The sequence below is a fragment of the Bacillus sp. MBGLi79 genome (genome assembly GCF_002953915.1).
Map to the genome: position 1 here is coordinate 10,018 of NZ_CP026521.1, position 15,654 is coordinate 25,671.

Genomic DNA, 15,654 nt, shown 5'->3' on the forward strand with positions numbered 1-15,654 from the left:
GCGAAGAGGTCACACCCGTTCCCATACCGAACACGGAAGTTAAGCTCTTCAGCGCCGATGGTAGTCGGGGGTTTCCCCCTGTGAGAGTAGGACGCCGCCGAGCAAGTTTAAACCCAGCTCATTGAGCTGGGTTTTTTGTTTGTTAAGAATGAAGAAGAAACTGTGAAGCGTATTTAGGGAATTTCTTTTCTGTTACTAATAAAAACTGCTGGATTAACACGTAGTCGTCACTTATATGCTGTGTCAATAACTCATACCACCATTCTGTTTCATACCTTGCAATCATCCCAACGTTGTACAAAATTAAATAATGAATTGTCATTTCGGGAAGTCTCAGAAATTGTTCCCTTTGAGAAGGGATGTAATATTGGTTCTTTTCCATGTCAAACAATAAGCTGGTCGACGTCCATGGCTCCTTGTCTTGCGGTGAAATTTCAAACAGCAGCCCGTGTTCATTTTTCTTTGCGAAAGACCATTGAAAATGATGGGACATATATTCAACAAACCTTGAATCAGACATTTTATAATCGATGACTACTTCCTCTGGTACAAAAATTTTGTTCTTATCCTTCTCAACTTTTGTCATAAAACGTTCTTTCTGCTGAAAGTAGAAAATATCACTTAGTTCTGGAACCCCCATTAACAATTTTTTCATGGTATACCGTTCATCTACTACATCTGATTGTCCGAATAAATGTTTCATAAAATGTACGCATAGGCCGTTCCGTTGTATTTTCACTTCATCGTCGCTAAAACAATAATTTTGTTTCTTTCGTTTTCTTGTTGTTACGCCATGTGCCAGTACTGATGTATGGCTTGGATAATGGGGATCACGTGTTATTAGACATGCTTTGATAAGTTGTGCCATTCCATAAAATAAAAGGATCGGTTTGATTTCTAATGGGGAATATGCAGCTTGTTTATAAAACGATTCGGCATGCTTTAAGAAATAAATAAACCGTTCACTGTTTTTAAAAGAGTTTTTTTTCGCATCATCAATACCGTTTGAGACATAAACCTTTTCTAGAAATTTCTGGGTTGATTCAACGGAGTAAAATAGCGCTAAGTCTTTCCACTCATGATATGTCATGTGTATTTCTTAATCCTTTCCGTTATCTAAATATTTCAACTCTTTCTCGCTTCCTTGACATGCTCTTGGCTAGTTGATAATCTACATATAATATTTTGCCGAAAAGAGGGGGATTTACTAATGTGGGAAAGTAAATTTTCAAAAGAAGGCTTAACGTTCGACGATGTGCTGCTTGTGCCAGCAAAATCTGAGGTGCTTCCGCGTGATGTGGATTTATCTGTAGAACTTACAAAAACGTTAAAGCTAAATATTCCTGTCATCAGCGCAGGTATGGACACTGTAACAGAATCAGCAATGGCAATTGCAATGGCAAGACAGGGCGGCTTGGGCATCATTCACAAAAATATGTCCATTGAACAGCAGGCTGAACAAGTTGATAAAGTAAAGCGTTCTGAGCGCGGCGTTATCACAAATCCCTTCTTTTTAACTCCTGATCACCAAGTATTTGATGCGGAGCATTTGATGGGGAAATACAGAATTTCCGGTGTTCCGATTGTAAATAACGAAGAAGACCAGAAGCTTGTTGGAATTATTACAAACCGTGACCTTCGCTTTATTTCTGACTACTCAATGAAAATCAGTGATGTCATGACAAAAGAAGAGCTTGTTACTGCATCTGTAGGAACTACTCTGGATGAAGCTGAAAAGATTTTGCAGAAACATAAAATTGAAAAGCTTCCTCTCGTAGATGACCAGAACAAATTAAAAGGTCTTATCACCATTAAAGATATTGAAAAAGTCATTGAGTTCCCGAACTCATCTAAAGACATTCACGGCCGTCTGATCGTTGGTGCGGCAGTTGGCGTAACTGGTGATACAATGACTCGCGTCAAAAAGCTTGTTGAAGCCAATGTGGATGTGATTGTTATCGATACAGCTCACGGACATTCTCAAGGCGTTTTAAACACAGTCACAAAAATCCGTGAAACGTATCCTGAATTAAATATTATCGCTGGTAACGTGGCAACCGCTGAAGCAACAAGAGCGCTTATCGAAGCTGGAGCAGACGTTGTCAAAGTTGGAATCGGACCTGGTTCAATTTGTACTACACGTGTTGTAGCTGGTGTCGGTGTTCCGCAAATTACAGCAATTTATGATTGTGCGACTGAAGCAAGAAAACACGGCAAAACAATCATCGCTGACGGCGGAATTAAATTCTCTGGCGATATCACTAAAGCGTTGGCAGCCGGCGGACATGCCGTTATGCTCGGAAGCTTGCTTGCAGGCACATCGGAAAGCCCTGGTGAAACTGAAATCTACCAAGGCAGAAGATTTAAGGTATACCGCGGCATGGGATCAGTTGCTGCAATGGAAAAAGGAAGTAAAGATCGTTACTTCCAAGAAGAAAACAAAAAATTTGTTCCTGAAGGAATTGAAGGACGCACACCTTACAAAGGACCAGTTGAAGAAACTGTTTATCAGCTAGTTGGAGGCCTTCGTTCCGGTATGGGATATTGCGGATCTAAAGATCTTCGTGCGCTAAGAGAAGAAGCTCAGTTCATTCGCATGACTGGAGCAGGACTTCGCGAAAGCCATCCGCATGACGTACAGATTACAAAAGAATCACCTAACTATACAATTTCATAATAAATTGTTACAAATTAAAAACATTTGACAGGGTCTCTGACTCTGTCTATTTTTTTTATACTGATTATGATAAAATTTATACTGTTGTGCATTGAAAATGTCCTTAACGGCTTAATTATAGATGAAGAAAATGAAATACGGAGGTCGTACGATTGAACATCAAGAAATGTAAACAGCTACTGATGTCATTGGTTGTGTTAACCCTAGCTGTCACGTGTCTGGCTCCAATGTCAAAAGCAAAAGCAGCCAGCGATCCAATTGATATCAATGCATCTGCTGCTATTATGATCGAAGCTTCTTCAGGTAAAATTCTGTACAGTAAAAATGCAGATAAGAGACTGCCAATTGCGAGTATGACAAAAATGATGACAGAATATCTGTTATTAGAAGCAATTGATCAAGGTAAAGTGAAATGGGACCAAACCTATACGCCTGATGACTATGTGTATGAAATTTCCCAAGATAACAGCTTATCAAACGTTCCTCTTCGGAAAGACGGGAAATACACAGTAAAAGAATTATATCAAGCTACAGCAATTTATTCTGCAAATGCTGCTGCTATTGCGATTGCAGAAATCGTTGCCGGTTCTGAAACTAAGTTTGTTGAAAAAATGAATGCAAAAGCAAAAGAACTAGGCTTAACAGATTACAAATTTGTTAATGCAACAGGTCTTGAGAATAAAGACCTTCACGGGCATCAGCCTGAGGGGACAAGCGTAAATGAAGAGAGTGAAGTTTCTGCAAAGGATATGGCGATTCTTGCGGATCACTTAATTACTGACTACCCTGAGATTCTGGAGACTTCCAGTATCGCCAAAACGAAATTCAGAGAAGGCACCGATGATGAAATGGACATGCCGAACTGGAACTTTATGCTGAAGGGGCTTGTCAGCGAGTATAAAAAAGCGACTGTAGACGGACTGAAAACAGGTTCTACTGACTCTGCAGGTTCATGCTTTACAGGAACAGCTGAACGCAACGGTATGCGTGTCATCACTGTTGTATTAAACGCAAAGGGCAACCTTCATACAGGCCGTTTCGATGAAACGAAAAAAATGTTTGATTATGCTTTCGACAATTTCTCCATGAAAGAAGTTTATGCTAAAGGCGATCAAGTAAAAGGCCATAAAACAATTTCAGTTGATAAAGGTAAAGAGAAAGAAGTAGGCATTGTGACAAACAAGGCGTTCTCTCTTCCTGTCAAAAATGGTGAAGAAAAGAATTACAAAGCGAAGGTCACATTGAATAAAGACAACTTAACTGCTCCTGTGAAAAAAGGAACCAAGGTTGGGAAGCTGACTGCGGAATACACAGGTGATGAAAAGGATTACGGATTCCTTAACAGCGATCTGGCTGGCGTAGACCTTGTGACAAAAGAAAATGTAGAAAAAGCAAACTGGTTTGTTCTGACAATGCGCAGTATCGGCGGATTTTTCGCTGGTATTTGGGGAAGTATTGTTGATACGGTAACCGGCTGGTTTTAATCAATTGAAAGAGCTCTGATGGATGTTAGGGCTCTTTCGCTTAATATACTGAAAAAACCCAATTTTTAATAAAAAATGATTTTCAAAGCGCCAAAAACCGAATAAAATAATATATATCCATATGAAATATTGGATTTCTAGGATACAATAAGGATTAGAAATCATATAACTATACCTTGATTAGGGGGACCAAGAAATGGCTCAAACAGGTACTGAACGTGTAAAACGCGGAATGGCAGAAATGCAAAAAGGCGGCGTCATCATGGACGTCATTAATGCGGAACAAGCGAAAATTGCTGAAGAGGCTGGAGCTGTCGCTGTAATGGCGCTAGAACGTGTGCCGGCTGATATTCGTGCGGCTGGAGGAGTTGCCCGTATGGCTGACCCTACAATCGTGGAAGAAGTAATGAATGCAGTATCTATCCCGGTGATGGCAAAAGCGCGTATCGGACATATTGTTGAAGCGCGTGTGCTTGAAGCTATGGGTGTTGACTATATTGATGAAAGTGAAGTTCTGACTCCTGCTGACGAAGAATTTCATTTAAATAAAAATGAATACACAGTTCCTTTTGTTTGTGGCTGCCGCGATCTTGGTGAAGCAACACGCCGTATTGCGGAAGGCGCTTCTATGCTTCGTACTAAAGGTGAGCCTGGAACGGGTAATATTGTTGAGGCTGTTCGCCATATGCGCAAAGTTAACGCTCAAGTACGCAAAGTAGTTGCGATGAGTGAGGATGAACTCATGACAGAAGCGAAAAACTTAGGTGCTCCTTACGAGCTTCTTCTTCAAATTAAAAAAGACGGCAAGCTTCCTGTCGTTAACTTTGCCGCTGGCGGCGTTGCAACTCCAGCTGATGCTGCTCTCATGATGCAGCTTGGTGCTGATGGAGTATTTGTTGGTTCTGGTATTTTCAAATCAGATAACCCTGCTAAATTTGCGAAAGCAATTGTGGAAGCAACAACTCACTTCACTGATTACAAATTGATCGCTGAGCTGTCAAAAGAGCTTGGTACTGCAATGAAAGGGATTGAAATCTCAAACTTACTTCCAGAACAGCGTATGCAAGAACGCGGCTGGTAAGAATATAGGAGTGCTGCTGACATGTTAACAATAGGTGTACTAGGACTTCAAGGAGCAGTTAGAGAGCACATCCATGCGATTGAAGCATGCGGAGCAGCTGGTCTTGTCGTAAAACGTCCGGAGCAGCTGAACGAAATTGACGGGTTGATTTTGCCGGGCGGTGAGAGCACGACGATGCGCCGTTTGATCGATACGTATCAATTCATGGAGCCGCTTCGTGAATTCGCTGCTCAGGGTAAGCCGATGTTTGGAACATGTGCCGGATTAATTATATTAGCAAAAGAAATTGCTGGTTCAGATAATCCTCATTTAGGGCTTTTGAATGTGGTTGTAGAACGCAATTCATTTGGCCGGCAGGTTGACAGCTTTGAAGCTGATTTAACAATTAAAGGCTTGGATGAGCCTTTTACTGGGGTATTCATCCGTGCGCCGCATATTTTAGAAGCTGGTGAAAATGTTGAAGTTATATCGGAGCATAATGGTCGTATTGTAGCGGCGAAACAGGGGCAATTCCTTGGCTGCTCATTCCATCCGGAACTGACGGAAGATCACCGAGTGACACAACTGTTTGTTCAAATGGTTGAGGAATACAAACAGAAGGCACTTGTATAAAACAGTTGAAAGCTGTGGAAACTTATAGTACATTATAAGCACAAATAAAGATCGAAAAGCGTTGATAGGAACTAGTAGGGAGCCTCTCTTTCTAAGAGAGCCGATGGTTGGTGCGAATCGGTGAAAGATGCTGTCTGAATCCATCCTTGAGCGAAATGCTGAAACAAGTAGGCATTTACGGGATAACCGTTATGTGTGAAAGTGGAAAACGAGTCATTGATTTGTTTTCAATCAGGGTGGCAACGCGAGAGCTCTCGTCCCTTTATGGGGATGAGGGCTCTTTTTATTTTCGACAAATCAATAAAAAGGAGTGTTTCGCATGCTTGATACGAAAATGCTGAGAGCAAATTTTCAAGAGATTAAAGCGAAGCTTGTTCACAAAGGCGAAGACTTAACTGATTTTGATAAGTTTGAGGCATTAGATGACAGACGAAGAGAGCTTATCGGCAAGGTTGAAGAGTTAAAAGGAAAACGGAATGAAGTGTCTCAGCAGGTTGCTGTGCTGAAACGTGAGAAAAAAGACGCGGACCACATTATTAAAGAAATGCGTGAAGTCGGCGAAGAAATTAAAAAACTTGATGAAGAATTAAGAACAGTGGAAGCTGAGCTTGATACAATTCTTCTTTCCATCCCGAATATTCCGCATGAGTCTGTACCTGTCGGTGAAACAGAAGACGACAACATAGAAGTGCGTAAATGGGGTGAAAAACCTTCATTTGCTTACGAACCAAAGCCGCACTGGGATATTGCGGATGAGCTGGGTATTCTGGATTTCGAACGTGCTGCCAAAGTAACAGGAAGCCGTTTCGTGTTCTATAAAGGGTTAGGTGCTCGTTTGGAGCGCGCGCTTTATAACTTTATGCTTGATCTGCATGTGGATGAGTATAACTATACTGAAGTGATCCCGCCATATATGGTAAACCGTGCGAGCATGACGGGAACGGGGCAGCTTCCTAAATTTGAAGAGGATGCATTTAAAATCAGGGAAGAAGATTACTTCTTAATTCCGACTGCAGAAGTGCCGATTACAAACATGCATCGCGATGAAATCCTTTCAGGTGACAGCCTGCCGATCAATTACGCGGCATTCAGTGCTTGCTTCCGTTCTGAAGCTGGTTCAGCAGGACGTGACACACGCGGATTAATTCGTCAGCACCAATTTAATAAAGTTGAGCTTGTGAAGTTTGTGAAGCCTGAAGATTCTTATGAGGAATTAGAGAAGCTTACAAACCAAGCAGAACGGGTTCTTCAGCTGCTTGAGCTTCCATACCGTGTCATGAGCATGTGTACGGGTGACTTGGGCTTTACGGCTGCGAAAAAATACGATATCGAAGTTTGGATTCCGAGCCAAGACACATACCGAGAAATCTCTTCTTGCAGTAACTTCGAAGCGTTCCAGGCAAGACGTGCGAACATTCGTTTTAGACGTGAAGCGAAAGGCAAGCCTGAGCATGTACACACACTGAACGGTTCAGGACTGGCGGTTGGAAGAACAGTTGCCGCTATCTTAGAAAATTATCAGCAGGAAGACGGAAGCGTTGTGATTCCGAAGGTGCTTCGTCCTTATATGGGGAATAGAGAAGTAATGAAACCATAAATGAATTAAAGGCGTGCCTAACAAGGTGCGCCTTTTTGCTTATAAAAACACGACATTTTCATAAAAACAAAAAAAGTTTTTAAAAATGCTTGACCACATGAGAACATACATGATATAGTAAGTCTTGTCGATACGGAGGAATACCCAAGTCCGGCTGAAGGGATCGGTCTTGAAAACCGACAGGGGTGTCAAAGCCCGCGGGGGTTCGAATCCCTCTTCCTCCGCCATATTGATTTTAATTCTAATGAAACACAAGCATATATTGGAGATTGTTTTGTCCGTTGCATTCGGTGCGACGGATTTTTTATTATAATGAAAAGTGAATCTCGGTCGAGATTCACTTTTTTTGATTATCATGAATAACGGAAGCAATTTGATCTACAATATTTTCAATCGAGTTTTCGTCGTTCAGCAGATCATAATCTTCAATGCGAAGTTTTAAAACAGGGCAGGCGTTAAAACCGCTTATCCAGTTTTCATAGCGTGTATGCATTTCTTCCCAATAAGATCGGCTAGTCTGAAGCTCCATCTCACGGCCGCGTTGTTCAATCCGGTTTAAAATGTTCTCTAGATCTCCTTCTAAGTAGATCAACACATCTGGGTGCGGGAAATACGGTGTCATTACCATTGCTTCGAAAAGGCTTGTGTAAGTTTTATAATCGACCTTTGACATTGTCCCTTTATCAGCATGCATTTTTGCGAAAATCCCTGTATCTTCATAAATCGAACGATCCTGTACAAATCCTCCGCCGGCTTCAAAAATCGTTTTCTGCTCTTTGAAGCGTTCAGCTAAGAAATAAATTTGAAGATGAAAGCTCCAACGTTCAAAATCATGATAGAACTTTTCCAAGTATGGATTATGATCGACTTCCTCCAAAGATGTTTTAAATCCAAGGCGTTTAGCTAATGTTTTTGTTAAAGTCGATTTTCCGACACCTACTGTTCCTGCTACTGTAATAATTGAATTCTTAGGGATATGATGTTCCTTCATACGATAAGCTCCTTTACATGGGCGGCAATGCGTTCAAAGTCGCTCTTATTTAAAACGAAATCCTTTGAATCGCCATCTACGGTTAACACTGTAAGGTCAGGATCTGCTTCCTGCAGCTGCTTGATGGCGACTTCATAATCTGAAATCAGCTGCTCCAAATAGCTTGTTTCAATTTTTTTCTCAAAGGGGCGCCCGCGTTTTTCAATGCGGTGTAGCAATGTAGGCAGACTGGCCTTTATGTAAATGATGAAATTCGGCTTTGGCAGATCATCCGTTAGCAGGTGATAGATCTTTTTGTACTTTTCCAGCTGATGTTGAGACAGGGTGCGTTCCGCAAAAATCACATTTTTATAAATATGATAATCAGCTATCACAGGCTGTCCCTTTTTTAAAAAGTGATCACTGGTGTCTTCAAGCTGTTTGTATCTGTGACAAAGAAAAAACATCTCGAGCTGGAAGCTCCATTCCTCTATATTGTCATAAAACTTATCAAGGTACGGGTTATCCTCTACAATCTCATTGATTATAGGGAATCCGAACTCTTGTGAGAGCATCGTTGCGAGGGTTGTTTTTCCTGCCCCGATAGGACCTTCTATTGCAATAAAAGGGGCTGTATTCATCGGAATCCTCCTTATATCTGAAAAACGTGCGTCAGTTACCGACCTTCATATTGTATCACAACCCTTGGGTGCCCCCATGAAAAAAAGACGTTTCCAATTTATCGAAACGTCAATTTGACAACATTAAATTGATCAGACAGCAGCAACCAGTTTTGTGGGAAGGAAAGACCCAGCTTCCAATAGCTGATGCCTCTTAAATTCAGTTCTTTAATCAGATTGAATTTTGCTTGGATTGAGCGGGCATCCTCGAACCATACCTCGTGCCTTCTGTTTTGTGCATCAGTATAGCGGAAGAAAGGAGCTTGAGCGGTTTCGTCATACTGAATGGAAGCATTGTTCTGATCAGCTATGACAATGGCTTGCTGAGGGCTTACTGCTCTTGCCGGAGTTCCCCCTGCTTTATATGGCAGTGTCCAGTCATATCCATATAAATTCTGGCCCATGACGATTTTGTTCGCTGGCATTTCAGTCAAAGCATATTCTATGACATCCCGGACAGGGCCAATTGGAGAAACTGCTTGAGCCGGCCCGCCGCTATAGCCCCATTCATATGTCATGAGAACAACAAAGTCGACAATTTGGCCATGTGCCCTGTAATCATGAGCTTCATACCATCTGCCCTGCTGTGTTGCACTTGTTTTAGGAGCTAGAGCCGTGGAAATGCCTAAGCCTTCTCGATGGAAAAGATCCCTCGCTTCGCGCAGAAATTGATTATAGGCTTCTCTATCCTCTGGCCGCAAATATTCAAAGTCGAAATGAATGTCACGGAAGCCATACCTTCTGGCGTTCTCGACTATTTCATTTAGAAGCCTTCTTTTTACAGTTTCGTCGTTCAAAAGGATCCGTCCGAGCTCATCGCTAAATGCCTGGTTTTCTAAGTTCGTTATAATCATCATCAATGTTGTATTTTGACTTTCTGTAATGCTCCTTAAATTCGTTAAAGGCGGTGCGACTAATGTTCCGTTACGCTGTGCCTGGAAACTGAATGCACCCAAGTACGTTAAGTAGGGCGACGCTTCTCTGGCAGCCTGCTGGAGATTTTCGCTGACTTGATTTCCGCGTGGCTCCAAATAAGCATTTGATTCGATATCCCGTTTAGGAGCTGGAGGGATGTATAAACGGAAACCAATCTGAAGCACGGTATTTAATTGGATGCGGTTAATCCTGGCGAGCTCGGCTGCTGTTGTATTGAACTGTCGGGCGATGGATGTTAGGGTATCACCTCGCTTCACATCATAGAACTGGCCGGCAATTGGAATAACGATGGTTTGTCCGACAACAAGGCTGTCGGGATTCGGTATTTCATTCGTTTCTGCGATCTCACTTACGGTTGTTCTGTGTTGTGAAGCGATAGCAGAAAGAGTGTCGCCTTGTTTTACTACATAAATTTGAATGAAAAACGCCTCCTTTCATATCGCTATCAATGTATGAAAGAAAAGCGCTGATCATGTTTATTTTTCTGTAATTTGTTTTTCCGTCGTAATTTCTGCGAAAAGAACATTCTCCATCATAGTTAAGGCGAATTCATTATCCTCGTCACTGTTTGAGGCGATGCAGTCCTTAGGAATTGTGATGCTGTATTCCCTCATGTAAGCGTCATTAGCGGTAAACAGCACACATATATTGCCGGCTATACCTGTTATGATGATTTGTCTCACCTGCAATTCAGTCAGAAGAGTATGAAGTGCAGTTTCGTAAAAAGCGGAATGTTTAGGTTTGATTAAAAAATAATCAGCATCTTCCGGAGCTATCTTTGTGATGATATCCTTGCTTTTTTCATTTGTACATTCTTGCTGAATATTTTTAATATCAGCTTGCCATAGTCCATAATGATCATTGATGTAAATAATCGGCCAGTCATTTTGTCTCGCGTGCTCCTTTAATGATAAAATATGAGGAACGATTTTTTCTGTTTTTTTAGCAAGGGTTTCTCCCATATCGAATTCAAAATTATTGATCATGTCTACAATGAGAAGGGCTGTGTCTGCTTTGGACAATCGACAGTCTCCTTTCCGTTTCAGTTATAGTTAATATGTAGCCTTTTTAGGCAATGAAAAAACTTTGAAAAGAGAGCTTATTCTAATGACACAAGATGAACTTTATATGAAAGAAGCAATTAAAGAAGCGAAAAAGGCTGGAGAGAAAGGTGAAGTGCCAATAGGCGCGGTGCTTGTCGTTAATGATGAAATTATAGCGCGTGCACATAATTTAAGAGAGACGGAGCAGCGATCGATCGCTCATGCAGAAATGCTCGTGATTGATGAAGCGTGTAAGGCATTGGGAACATGGCGGCTGGAAGGGGCGACTCTTTATGTGACGCTCGAGCCTTGTCCGATGTGTGCTGGTGCCGTTGTGCTTTCACGAGTGGAAAAAGTGGTATTTGGCGCATTCGATCCGAAAGGAGGTTGTTCAGGTACGTTAATGAATCTTCTTCAGGAGGAACGCTTTAATCATCAGGCTGAAGTGGTGAGCGGTGTGCTTGAGGAAGAATGCGGCGGAATGCTCAGTGCGTTTTTCAGAGAACTAAGAAAAAAGAAGAAAGCTGCCAGGAAAAACTTGTCTGAATAGTACGGTTGCAATTTTTAGGGGAAACAGATATACTTAAGTGTGCATCGTAATAGATGCAACATAAAATTTGATATTTATTTTGCCGTGCTAAGCGGGGAGGTAGCGGTGCCCTGTACCCGCAATCCGCTCTAGCGGGGCCGAATCCCTTCTCGAGGTTCGTTTACTTTAAGGCCTGCCTTAAGTAAGTGGTGTTGACGCTTGGGTCCTGCGCAATGGGAATTCATGAACCATGTCAGGTCCGGAAGGAAGCAGCATTAAGTGAAACCTCTCATGTGCCGCAGGGTTGCCTGGGCCGAGCTAACTGCTTAAGTAACGCTTAGGGTAGCGAATCGACAGAAGGTGCACGGTAAATCAATCATCAAATTTTCAGACTCACCTAAGATTAGGTGAGTCTTTTGTTATGTAAAAAGAGCTTTTGGAATCGAAACAAGGTTCATGTATAATGGGAATGATGAATAACGGAGGAGGGCAAACCCGTGAGTTACCAAGCTTTATATCGAGTATTCAGGCCTCAGCGCTTTGAAGATGTGGTCGGACAAGAACACATTACAAAAACGCTGCAAAATGCCCTTTTGCAAAAAAAGTTTTCTCACGCCTATCTGTTTTCCGGGCCTAGAGGAACCGGAAAAACCAGTGCAGCCAAAATATTTGCCAAGGCTGTTAACTGTGAACATGCTCCTGTTGATGAGCCATGCAACGAATGTGCGGCCTGTAAAGGGATAACAAACGGGTCAATATCCGATGTCATAGAAATTGACGCCGCATCTAATAACGGTGTTGATGAGATTCGTGATATTCGCGATAAAGTGAAGTTTGCCCCATCGGCTGTCACGTATAAGGTATATATCATAGATGAGGTGCATATGCTTTCTATCGGCGCCTTTAATGCATTACTAAAAACATTAGAAGAGCCGCCGGAGCATTGTATTTTCATTCTAGCAACAACTGAACCGCACAAAATCCCTTTAACCATTATCTCCAGATGTCAGCGTTTTGACTTTAAACGAATTACCTCCCAAGCGATTGTAGGGCGCATGAATAAAATTGTTGATGCCGAACAGCTGCAAGTGGAGGAAGGATCGCTGGATATTATTGCGAGTGCTGCGGACGGAGGGATGAGGGATGCCCTGAGCCTTCTTGATCAGGCCGTATCATTCAGCGGTGATGTCCTGAAAGTCGAGGATGCGCTTTTGATTACGGGTGCTGTTTCTCAATTGTATATCGGGAAGCTTGCGCAATCCTTGCATGATAAAAATGTTTCTGACGCACTGGAAACATTAAATGAATTGCTACAGCAAGGGAAAGATCCAGCTAAGCTGATAGAAGATATGATTTTCTATTTCAGGGATATGCTGCTGTATAAAACAGCTCCTGGCTTAGAGGGAGTGCTTGAAAAAGTAAAAGTCGATGAAACGTTCCGGGTACTAAGTGAACAAATTCCGGCTCAGGCCATATATGAAATGATTGATATTCTGAACAAGAGCCATCAGGAAATGAAATGGACAAATCATCCGCGTATCTTTTTCGAAGTGGCCGTGGTGAAGATTTGCCAAACCTCACATCAATCTGCTGCTGACCTCCCGGAAGTGGACATGCTGATGAAAAAAATTCAGCAACTTGAACAGGAAGTAGAGCGGCTTAAAACAACGGGCATAAAAGCGGCTGCGGAAAGCCCCAAAAAAGAAACGCCGCGTGTGCCAAAGGGCGGGAAATCCAATTACAAAGCGCCAGTAGGCAGAATCCATGAGATTTTGAAAGAAGCCACAAGACCTGACCTTGATCTGCTTAGAAACAGCTGGGGCAAGCTTCTTGCACATCTCAAACAGCAAAACAAAGTATCACATGCCGCTTTGCTGAATGACAGTGAACCTGTGGCTGCCGCCTCCGCGGCATTTGTCCTGAAATTCAAATATGAAATTCATTGTAAAATGGTCGCTGAGGATAACAACGGAGTCCGAACTAATCTTGAGCAGATTTTAGAATCGATGCTCGGAAAAAGAATGGATTTGATTGGCGTTCCAGAAGCACAATGGGGTAAAATAAGAGAAGAATTTTTAGAAGATCATCAGCAGGAAAATGAAGGATCAAATGAACCGGCTGAAGAAGACCCGCTTATTGCCGAAGCGAAAAAGCTTGTCGGAGCGGATTTAATTGAAATAAAAGACTAACAAAATGAAAGAGAGTGAATGCTATGCGTGGCGGAATGGGTAATATGCAAAAAATGATGAAACAAATGCAAAAAATGCAAAAGGACATGGCGAAGGCTCAAGAAGAGCTTGCAGAAAAGGTTGTTGAAGGAACTGCAGGCGGCGGTATGGTAACAGTAAAAGCAAACGGCCAAAAAGAAATCCTGGATGTTATCATCAAAGAAGAAGTCGTTGATCCGGAAGATATTGATATGCTTCAAGATTTAGTGCTTGCTGCAACGAATGAAGCTTTGAAAAAAGTTGACGAAATCACAAACGAAACAATGGGTCAATTTACAAAAGGAATGAACATGCCAGGTTTATTCTAGGGGGATAAAAGAACATGCAATATCCTGAACCAATATCAAAGCTGATAGACAGCTTTATGAAATTGCCAGGGATCGGACCGAAAACAGCGGTTCGTCTGGCTTTTTTTGTTCTAGGTATGAAAGAAGATGTGGTATTAGATTTTGCGAAAGCATTAGTAAATGCGAAACGCAATCTGACATATTGTTCAGTTTGCGGGCATATTACAGATCAGGACCCTTGCTATATATGTGAAGATACGCGCAGGGATAAATCTGTTATCTGTGTTGTGCAAGACCCTAAGGATGTTATCGCTATGGAGAAAATGAAGGAATACAATGGACAGTATCACGTTCTTCACGGCGCTATTTCTCCAATGGACGGCATCGGACCGGAGGATATTAAAATACCAGAATTGTTAAAACGATTACAGGATGATCAAGTGACTGAAGTGATTCTCGCGACAAACCCTAATATAGAAGGGGAAGCAACGGCGATGTATATATCAAGGCTCCTCAAGCCGTCTGGTATTAAGCTCTCCCGTATTGCCCACGGACTGCCCGTCGGCGGTGATTTGGAATATGCTGATGAGGTCACTCTTTCTAAAGCACTTGAAGGAAGACGTGAATTGTAAGGAGGAAAAAGCGATCCATGGGTTTTCTTCGCAAGAAAACATTGAGAAGAGAGTTTGATGAAAAACTAATCGAGCAGCTTTTTAAGCAAAAGGAAGAGTGGAACAGGCAGAAGAAGCTGGTCGAAAAAAGCTTAGAACCGTCTGCTGAAGTGTTATACGAACTGAAAGTAGCTGAAGCGAAGTATTTTTTTTACTTAAGGGAAGCGAAGCAGCGAAATTTAAAAATCAGCCGGTGGAAGTAAGTGGTCTAAACTCCTGGATCTTCTCATAAGCTTGTACTAGAACAAGCGAAGGAGATGAGAAGATTCATGGAGCCTATTTTTATTGTTGGAATTATTTTAGGACTGGTTATTCTTCTTTTTTTATCAGGTTCAGCTGCAAAGCCTTTAAAGTGGATTGGCATCACAGCTGTTAAATTTGTGGCAGGTGCTTTGCTGCTGGTTTGTGTAAATATGTTTGGCGGCAGTCTTGGCATTCATGTGCCGATTAATCTGGTTACAACAGCTATCAGCGGAATTTTAGGAATACCCGGAATAGCTGCGTTAGTCGTCATTAAGCAATTTATCATTTAATTGATATTATGTATTGACTTAGACAACTGAAGGTGTTATTCTAATATACGTCGCTGATGACGAACAGCTTTTTTGAAAAGAAAATGCTAAAAAGTTGTTGACAGTAGCGGCGGTAAATGTTATGATAATAAAGTCGCTTAAACGAGCGGTAAACAAAGTTCTTTGAAAACTAAACAAGACAAAACGTACCTGTTAATTCATTTTTATAAATCGCACAGCAATGTGCGTAGTCAGTCAAACTACTTTATCGGAGAGTTTGATCCTGGCTCAGGACGAACGCTGGCGGCGTGCCTAATACATGCAAGTCGAGCGGACAGATGGGAGCT

Annotated in this window: 16 protein-coding genes, 1 tRNA gene, 1 rRNA gene, 1 other RNA gene and 1 other annotated feature; of the genes, 14 read left to right on the forward strand and 5 right to left on the reverse strand. The window is 41.9% G+C overall.

The features are described from left to right. Positions 1-92 (forward strand): 5S ribosomal RNA (gene rrf / locus C1T29_RS00055). Between the two features lie 50 nt (positions 93-142). On the opposite strand, the gene C1T29_RS00060 is transcribed toward rrf, so the two are convergent. Continuing rightward, entirely contained in the window at positions 143-1,090 is a 948-nt protein-coding gene (locus C1T29_RS00060) for a YaaC family protein (protein ID WP_103750579.1), read from the reverse strand. 120 nt (positions 1,091-1,210) lie between these two features. Between C1T29_RS00060 and guaB the strand changes: the two genes are divergently transcribed. From guaB to C1T29_RS00090, 6 genes are all read left to right on the forward strand, one after another. Further along, positions 1,211-2,677, forward strand: coding sequence for an IMP dehydrogenase (guaB, locus tag C1T29_RS00065; RefSeq protein WP_003226803.1), 1,467 nt, complete (start codon positions 1,211-1,213; stop codon positions 2,675-2,677). 152 nt (positions 2,678-2,829) lie between these two features. Then, positions 2,830-4,161, forward strand: a complete 1,332-nt coding sequence (dacA, locus tag C1T29_RS00070) for a D-alanyl-D-alanine carboxypeptidase (protein ID WP_103031361.1) — start codon at positions 2,830-2,832, stop codon at positions 4,159-4,161. A gap of 196 nt (positions 4,162-4,357) precedes the next feature. Further along, positions 4,358-5,242 carry a pyridoxal 5'-phosphate synthase lyase subunit PdxS gene (gene pdxS, locus C1T29_RS00075; RefSeq protein ID WP_003247145.1) on the forward strand — a complete coding sequence of 295 codons (885 nt, stop codon included), beginning with the start codon at positions 4,358-4,360 and terminating at the stop codon, positions 5,240-5,242. Positions 5,243-5,263: 21 nt separating this feature from the next. Continuing rightward, a complete protein-coding gene (gene pdxT, locus C1T29_RS00080) occupies positions 5,264-5,854 on the forward strand; it encodes a pyridoxal 5'-phosphate synthase glutaminase subunit PdxT (RefSeq protein WP_103750580.1) in 591 nt (196 codons plus the stop codon). A gap of 52 nt (positions 5,855-5,906) precedes the next feature. Further along, positions 5,907-6,119 (forward strand) — a binding site (T-box leader). Positions 6,120-6,173: 54 nt separating this feature from the next. Next, positions 6,174-7,451 carry a serine--tRNA ligase gene (serS, locus tag C1T29_RS00085; RefSeq protein ID WP_014662462.1) on the forward strand — a complete coding sequence of 426 codons (1,278 nt, stop codon included), beginning with the start codon at positions 6,174-6,176 and terminating at the stop codon, positions 7,449-7,451. 134 nt (positions 7,452-7,585) lie between these two features. Beyond that, positions 7,586-7,678, forward strand: a tRNA-Ser gene (locus tag C1T29_RS00090). 110 nt (positions 7,679-7,788) lie between these two features. On the opposite strand, the gene dck is transcribed toward C1T29_RS00090, so the two are convergent. From dck to C1T29_RS00110, 4 genes are all read right to left on the reverse strand, one after another. Then, entirely contained in the window at positions 7,789-8,442 is a 654-nt protein-coding gene (gene dck / locus C1T29_RS00095; RefSeq protein ID WP_003226792.1) for a deoxyadenosine/deoxycytidine kinase, read from the reverse strand. Then, a complete protein-coding gene (dgk, locus tag C1T29_RS00100) occupies positions 8,439-9,062 on the reverse strand; it encodes a deoxyguanosine kinase (protein ID WP_103750581.1) in 624 nt (207 codons plus the stop codon). The genes dck and dgk overlap by 4 nt, the downstream gene beginning before the upstream one ends. A gap of 98 nt (positions 9,063-9,160) precedes the next feature. Then, complete coding sequence (locus C1T29_RS00105; protein WP_095432807.1) at positions 9,161-10,450, reverse strand: glycoside hydrolase family 18 protein; 1,290 nt, start codon at positions 10,448-10,450, stop codon at positions 9,161-9,163. Between the two features lie 63 nt (positions 10,451-10,513). Next, positions 10,514-11,059 (reverse strand): cysteine hydrolase family protein, encoded by a 546-nt coding sequence (locus C1T29_RS00110; protein ID WP_040081099.1) that lies wholly within the window; start codon positions 11,057-11,059, stop codon positions 10,514-10,516. A gap of 85 nt (positions 11,060-11,144) precedes the next feature. On the opposite strand from C1T29_RS00110, the gene tadA reads away from it, so the two are divergent. The 7 genes from tadA to bofA all read left to right on the forward strand — a co-directional run bounded on the left by tadA (position 11,145) and on the right by bofA (position 15,328). Next, positions 11,145-11,630, forward strand: coding sequence for a tRNA adenosine(34) deaminase TadA (gene tadA / locus C1T29_RS00115; RefSeq protein WP_014662466.1), 486 nt, complete (start codon positions 11,145-11,147; stop codon positions 11,628-11,630). Between the two features lie 82 nt (positions 11,631-11,712). Further along, positions 11,713-11,977: signal recognition particle sRNA large type (gene ffs / locus C1T29_RS00120), an RNA gene on the forward strand. 129 nt (positions 11,978-12,106) lie between these two features. After that, positions 12,107-13,798 carry a DNA polymerase III subunit gamma/tau gene (dnaX, locus tag C1T29_RS00125; RefSeq protein WP_040081097.1) on the forward strand — a complete coding sequence of 564 codons (1,692 nt, stop codon included), beginning with the start codon at positions 12,107-12,109 and terminating at the stop codon, positions 13,796-13,798. A gap of 23 nt (positions 13,799-13,821) precedes the next feature. Beyond that, complete coding sequence (locus tag C1T29_RS00130) at positions 13,822-14,145, forward strand: YbaB/EbfC family nucleoid-associated protein (RefSeq protein ID WP_003225427.1); 324 nt, start codon at positions 13,822-13,824, stop codon at positions 14,143-14,145. Between the two features lie 14 nt (positions 14,146-14,159). After that, positions 14,160-14,756, forward strand: a complete 597-nt coding sequence (gene recR / locus C1T29_RS00135; RefSeq protein WP_003225425.1) for a recombination protein RecR — start codon at positions 14,160-14,162, stop codon at positions 14,754-14,756. A 17-nt stretch (positions 14,757-14,773) separates the two neighbouring features. Then, a complete protein-coding gene (locus C1T29_RS00140; RefSeq protein WP_014112283.1) occupies positions 14,774-14,998 on the forward strand; it encodes a YaaL family protein in 225 nt (74 codons plus the stop codon). 66 nt (positions 14,999-15,064) lie between these two features. After that, complete coding sequence (bofA, locus tag C1T29_RS00145) at positions 15,065-15,328, forward strand: sigma-K factor-processing regulator BofA (RefSeq protein ID WP_095432805.1); 264 nt, start codon at positions 15,065-15,067, stop codon at positions 15,326-15,328. Positions 15,329-15,654: the final 326 nt, after the last annotated feature.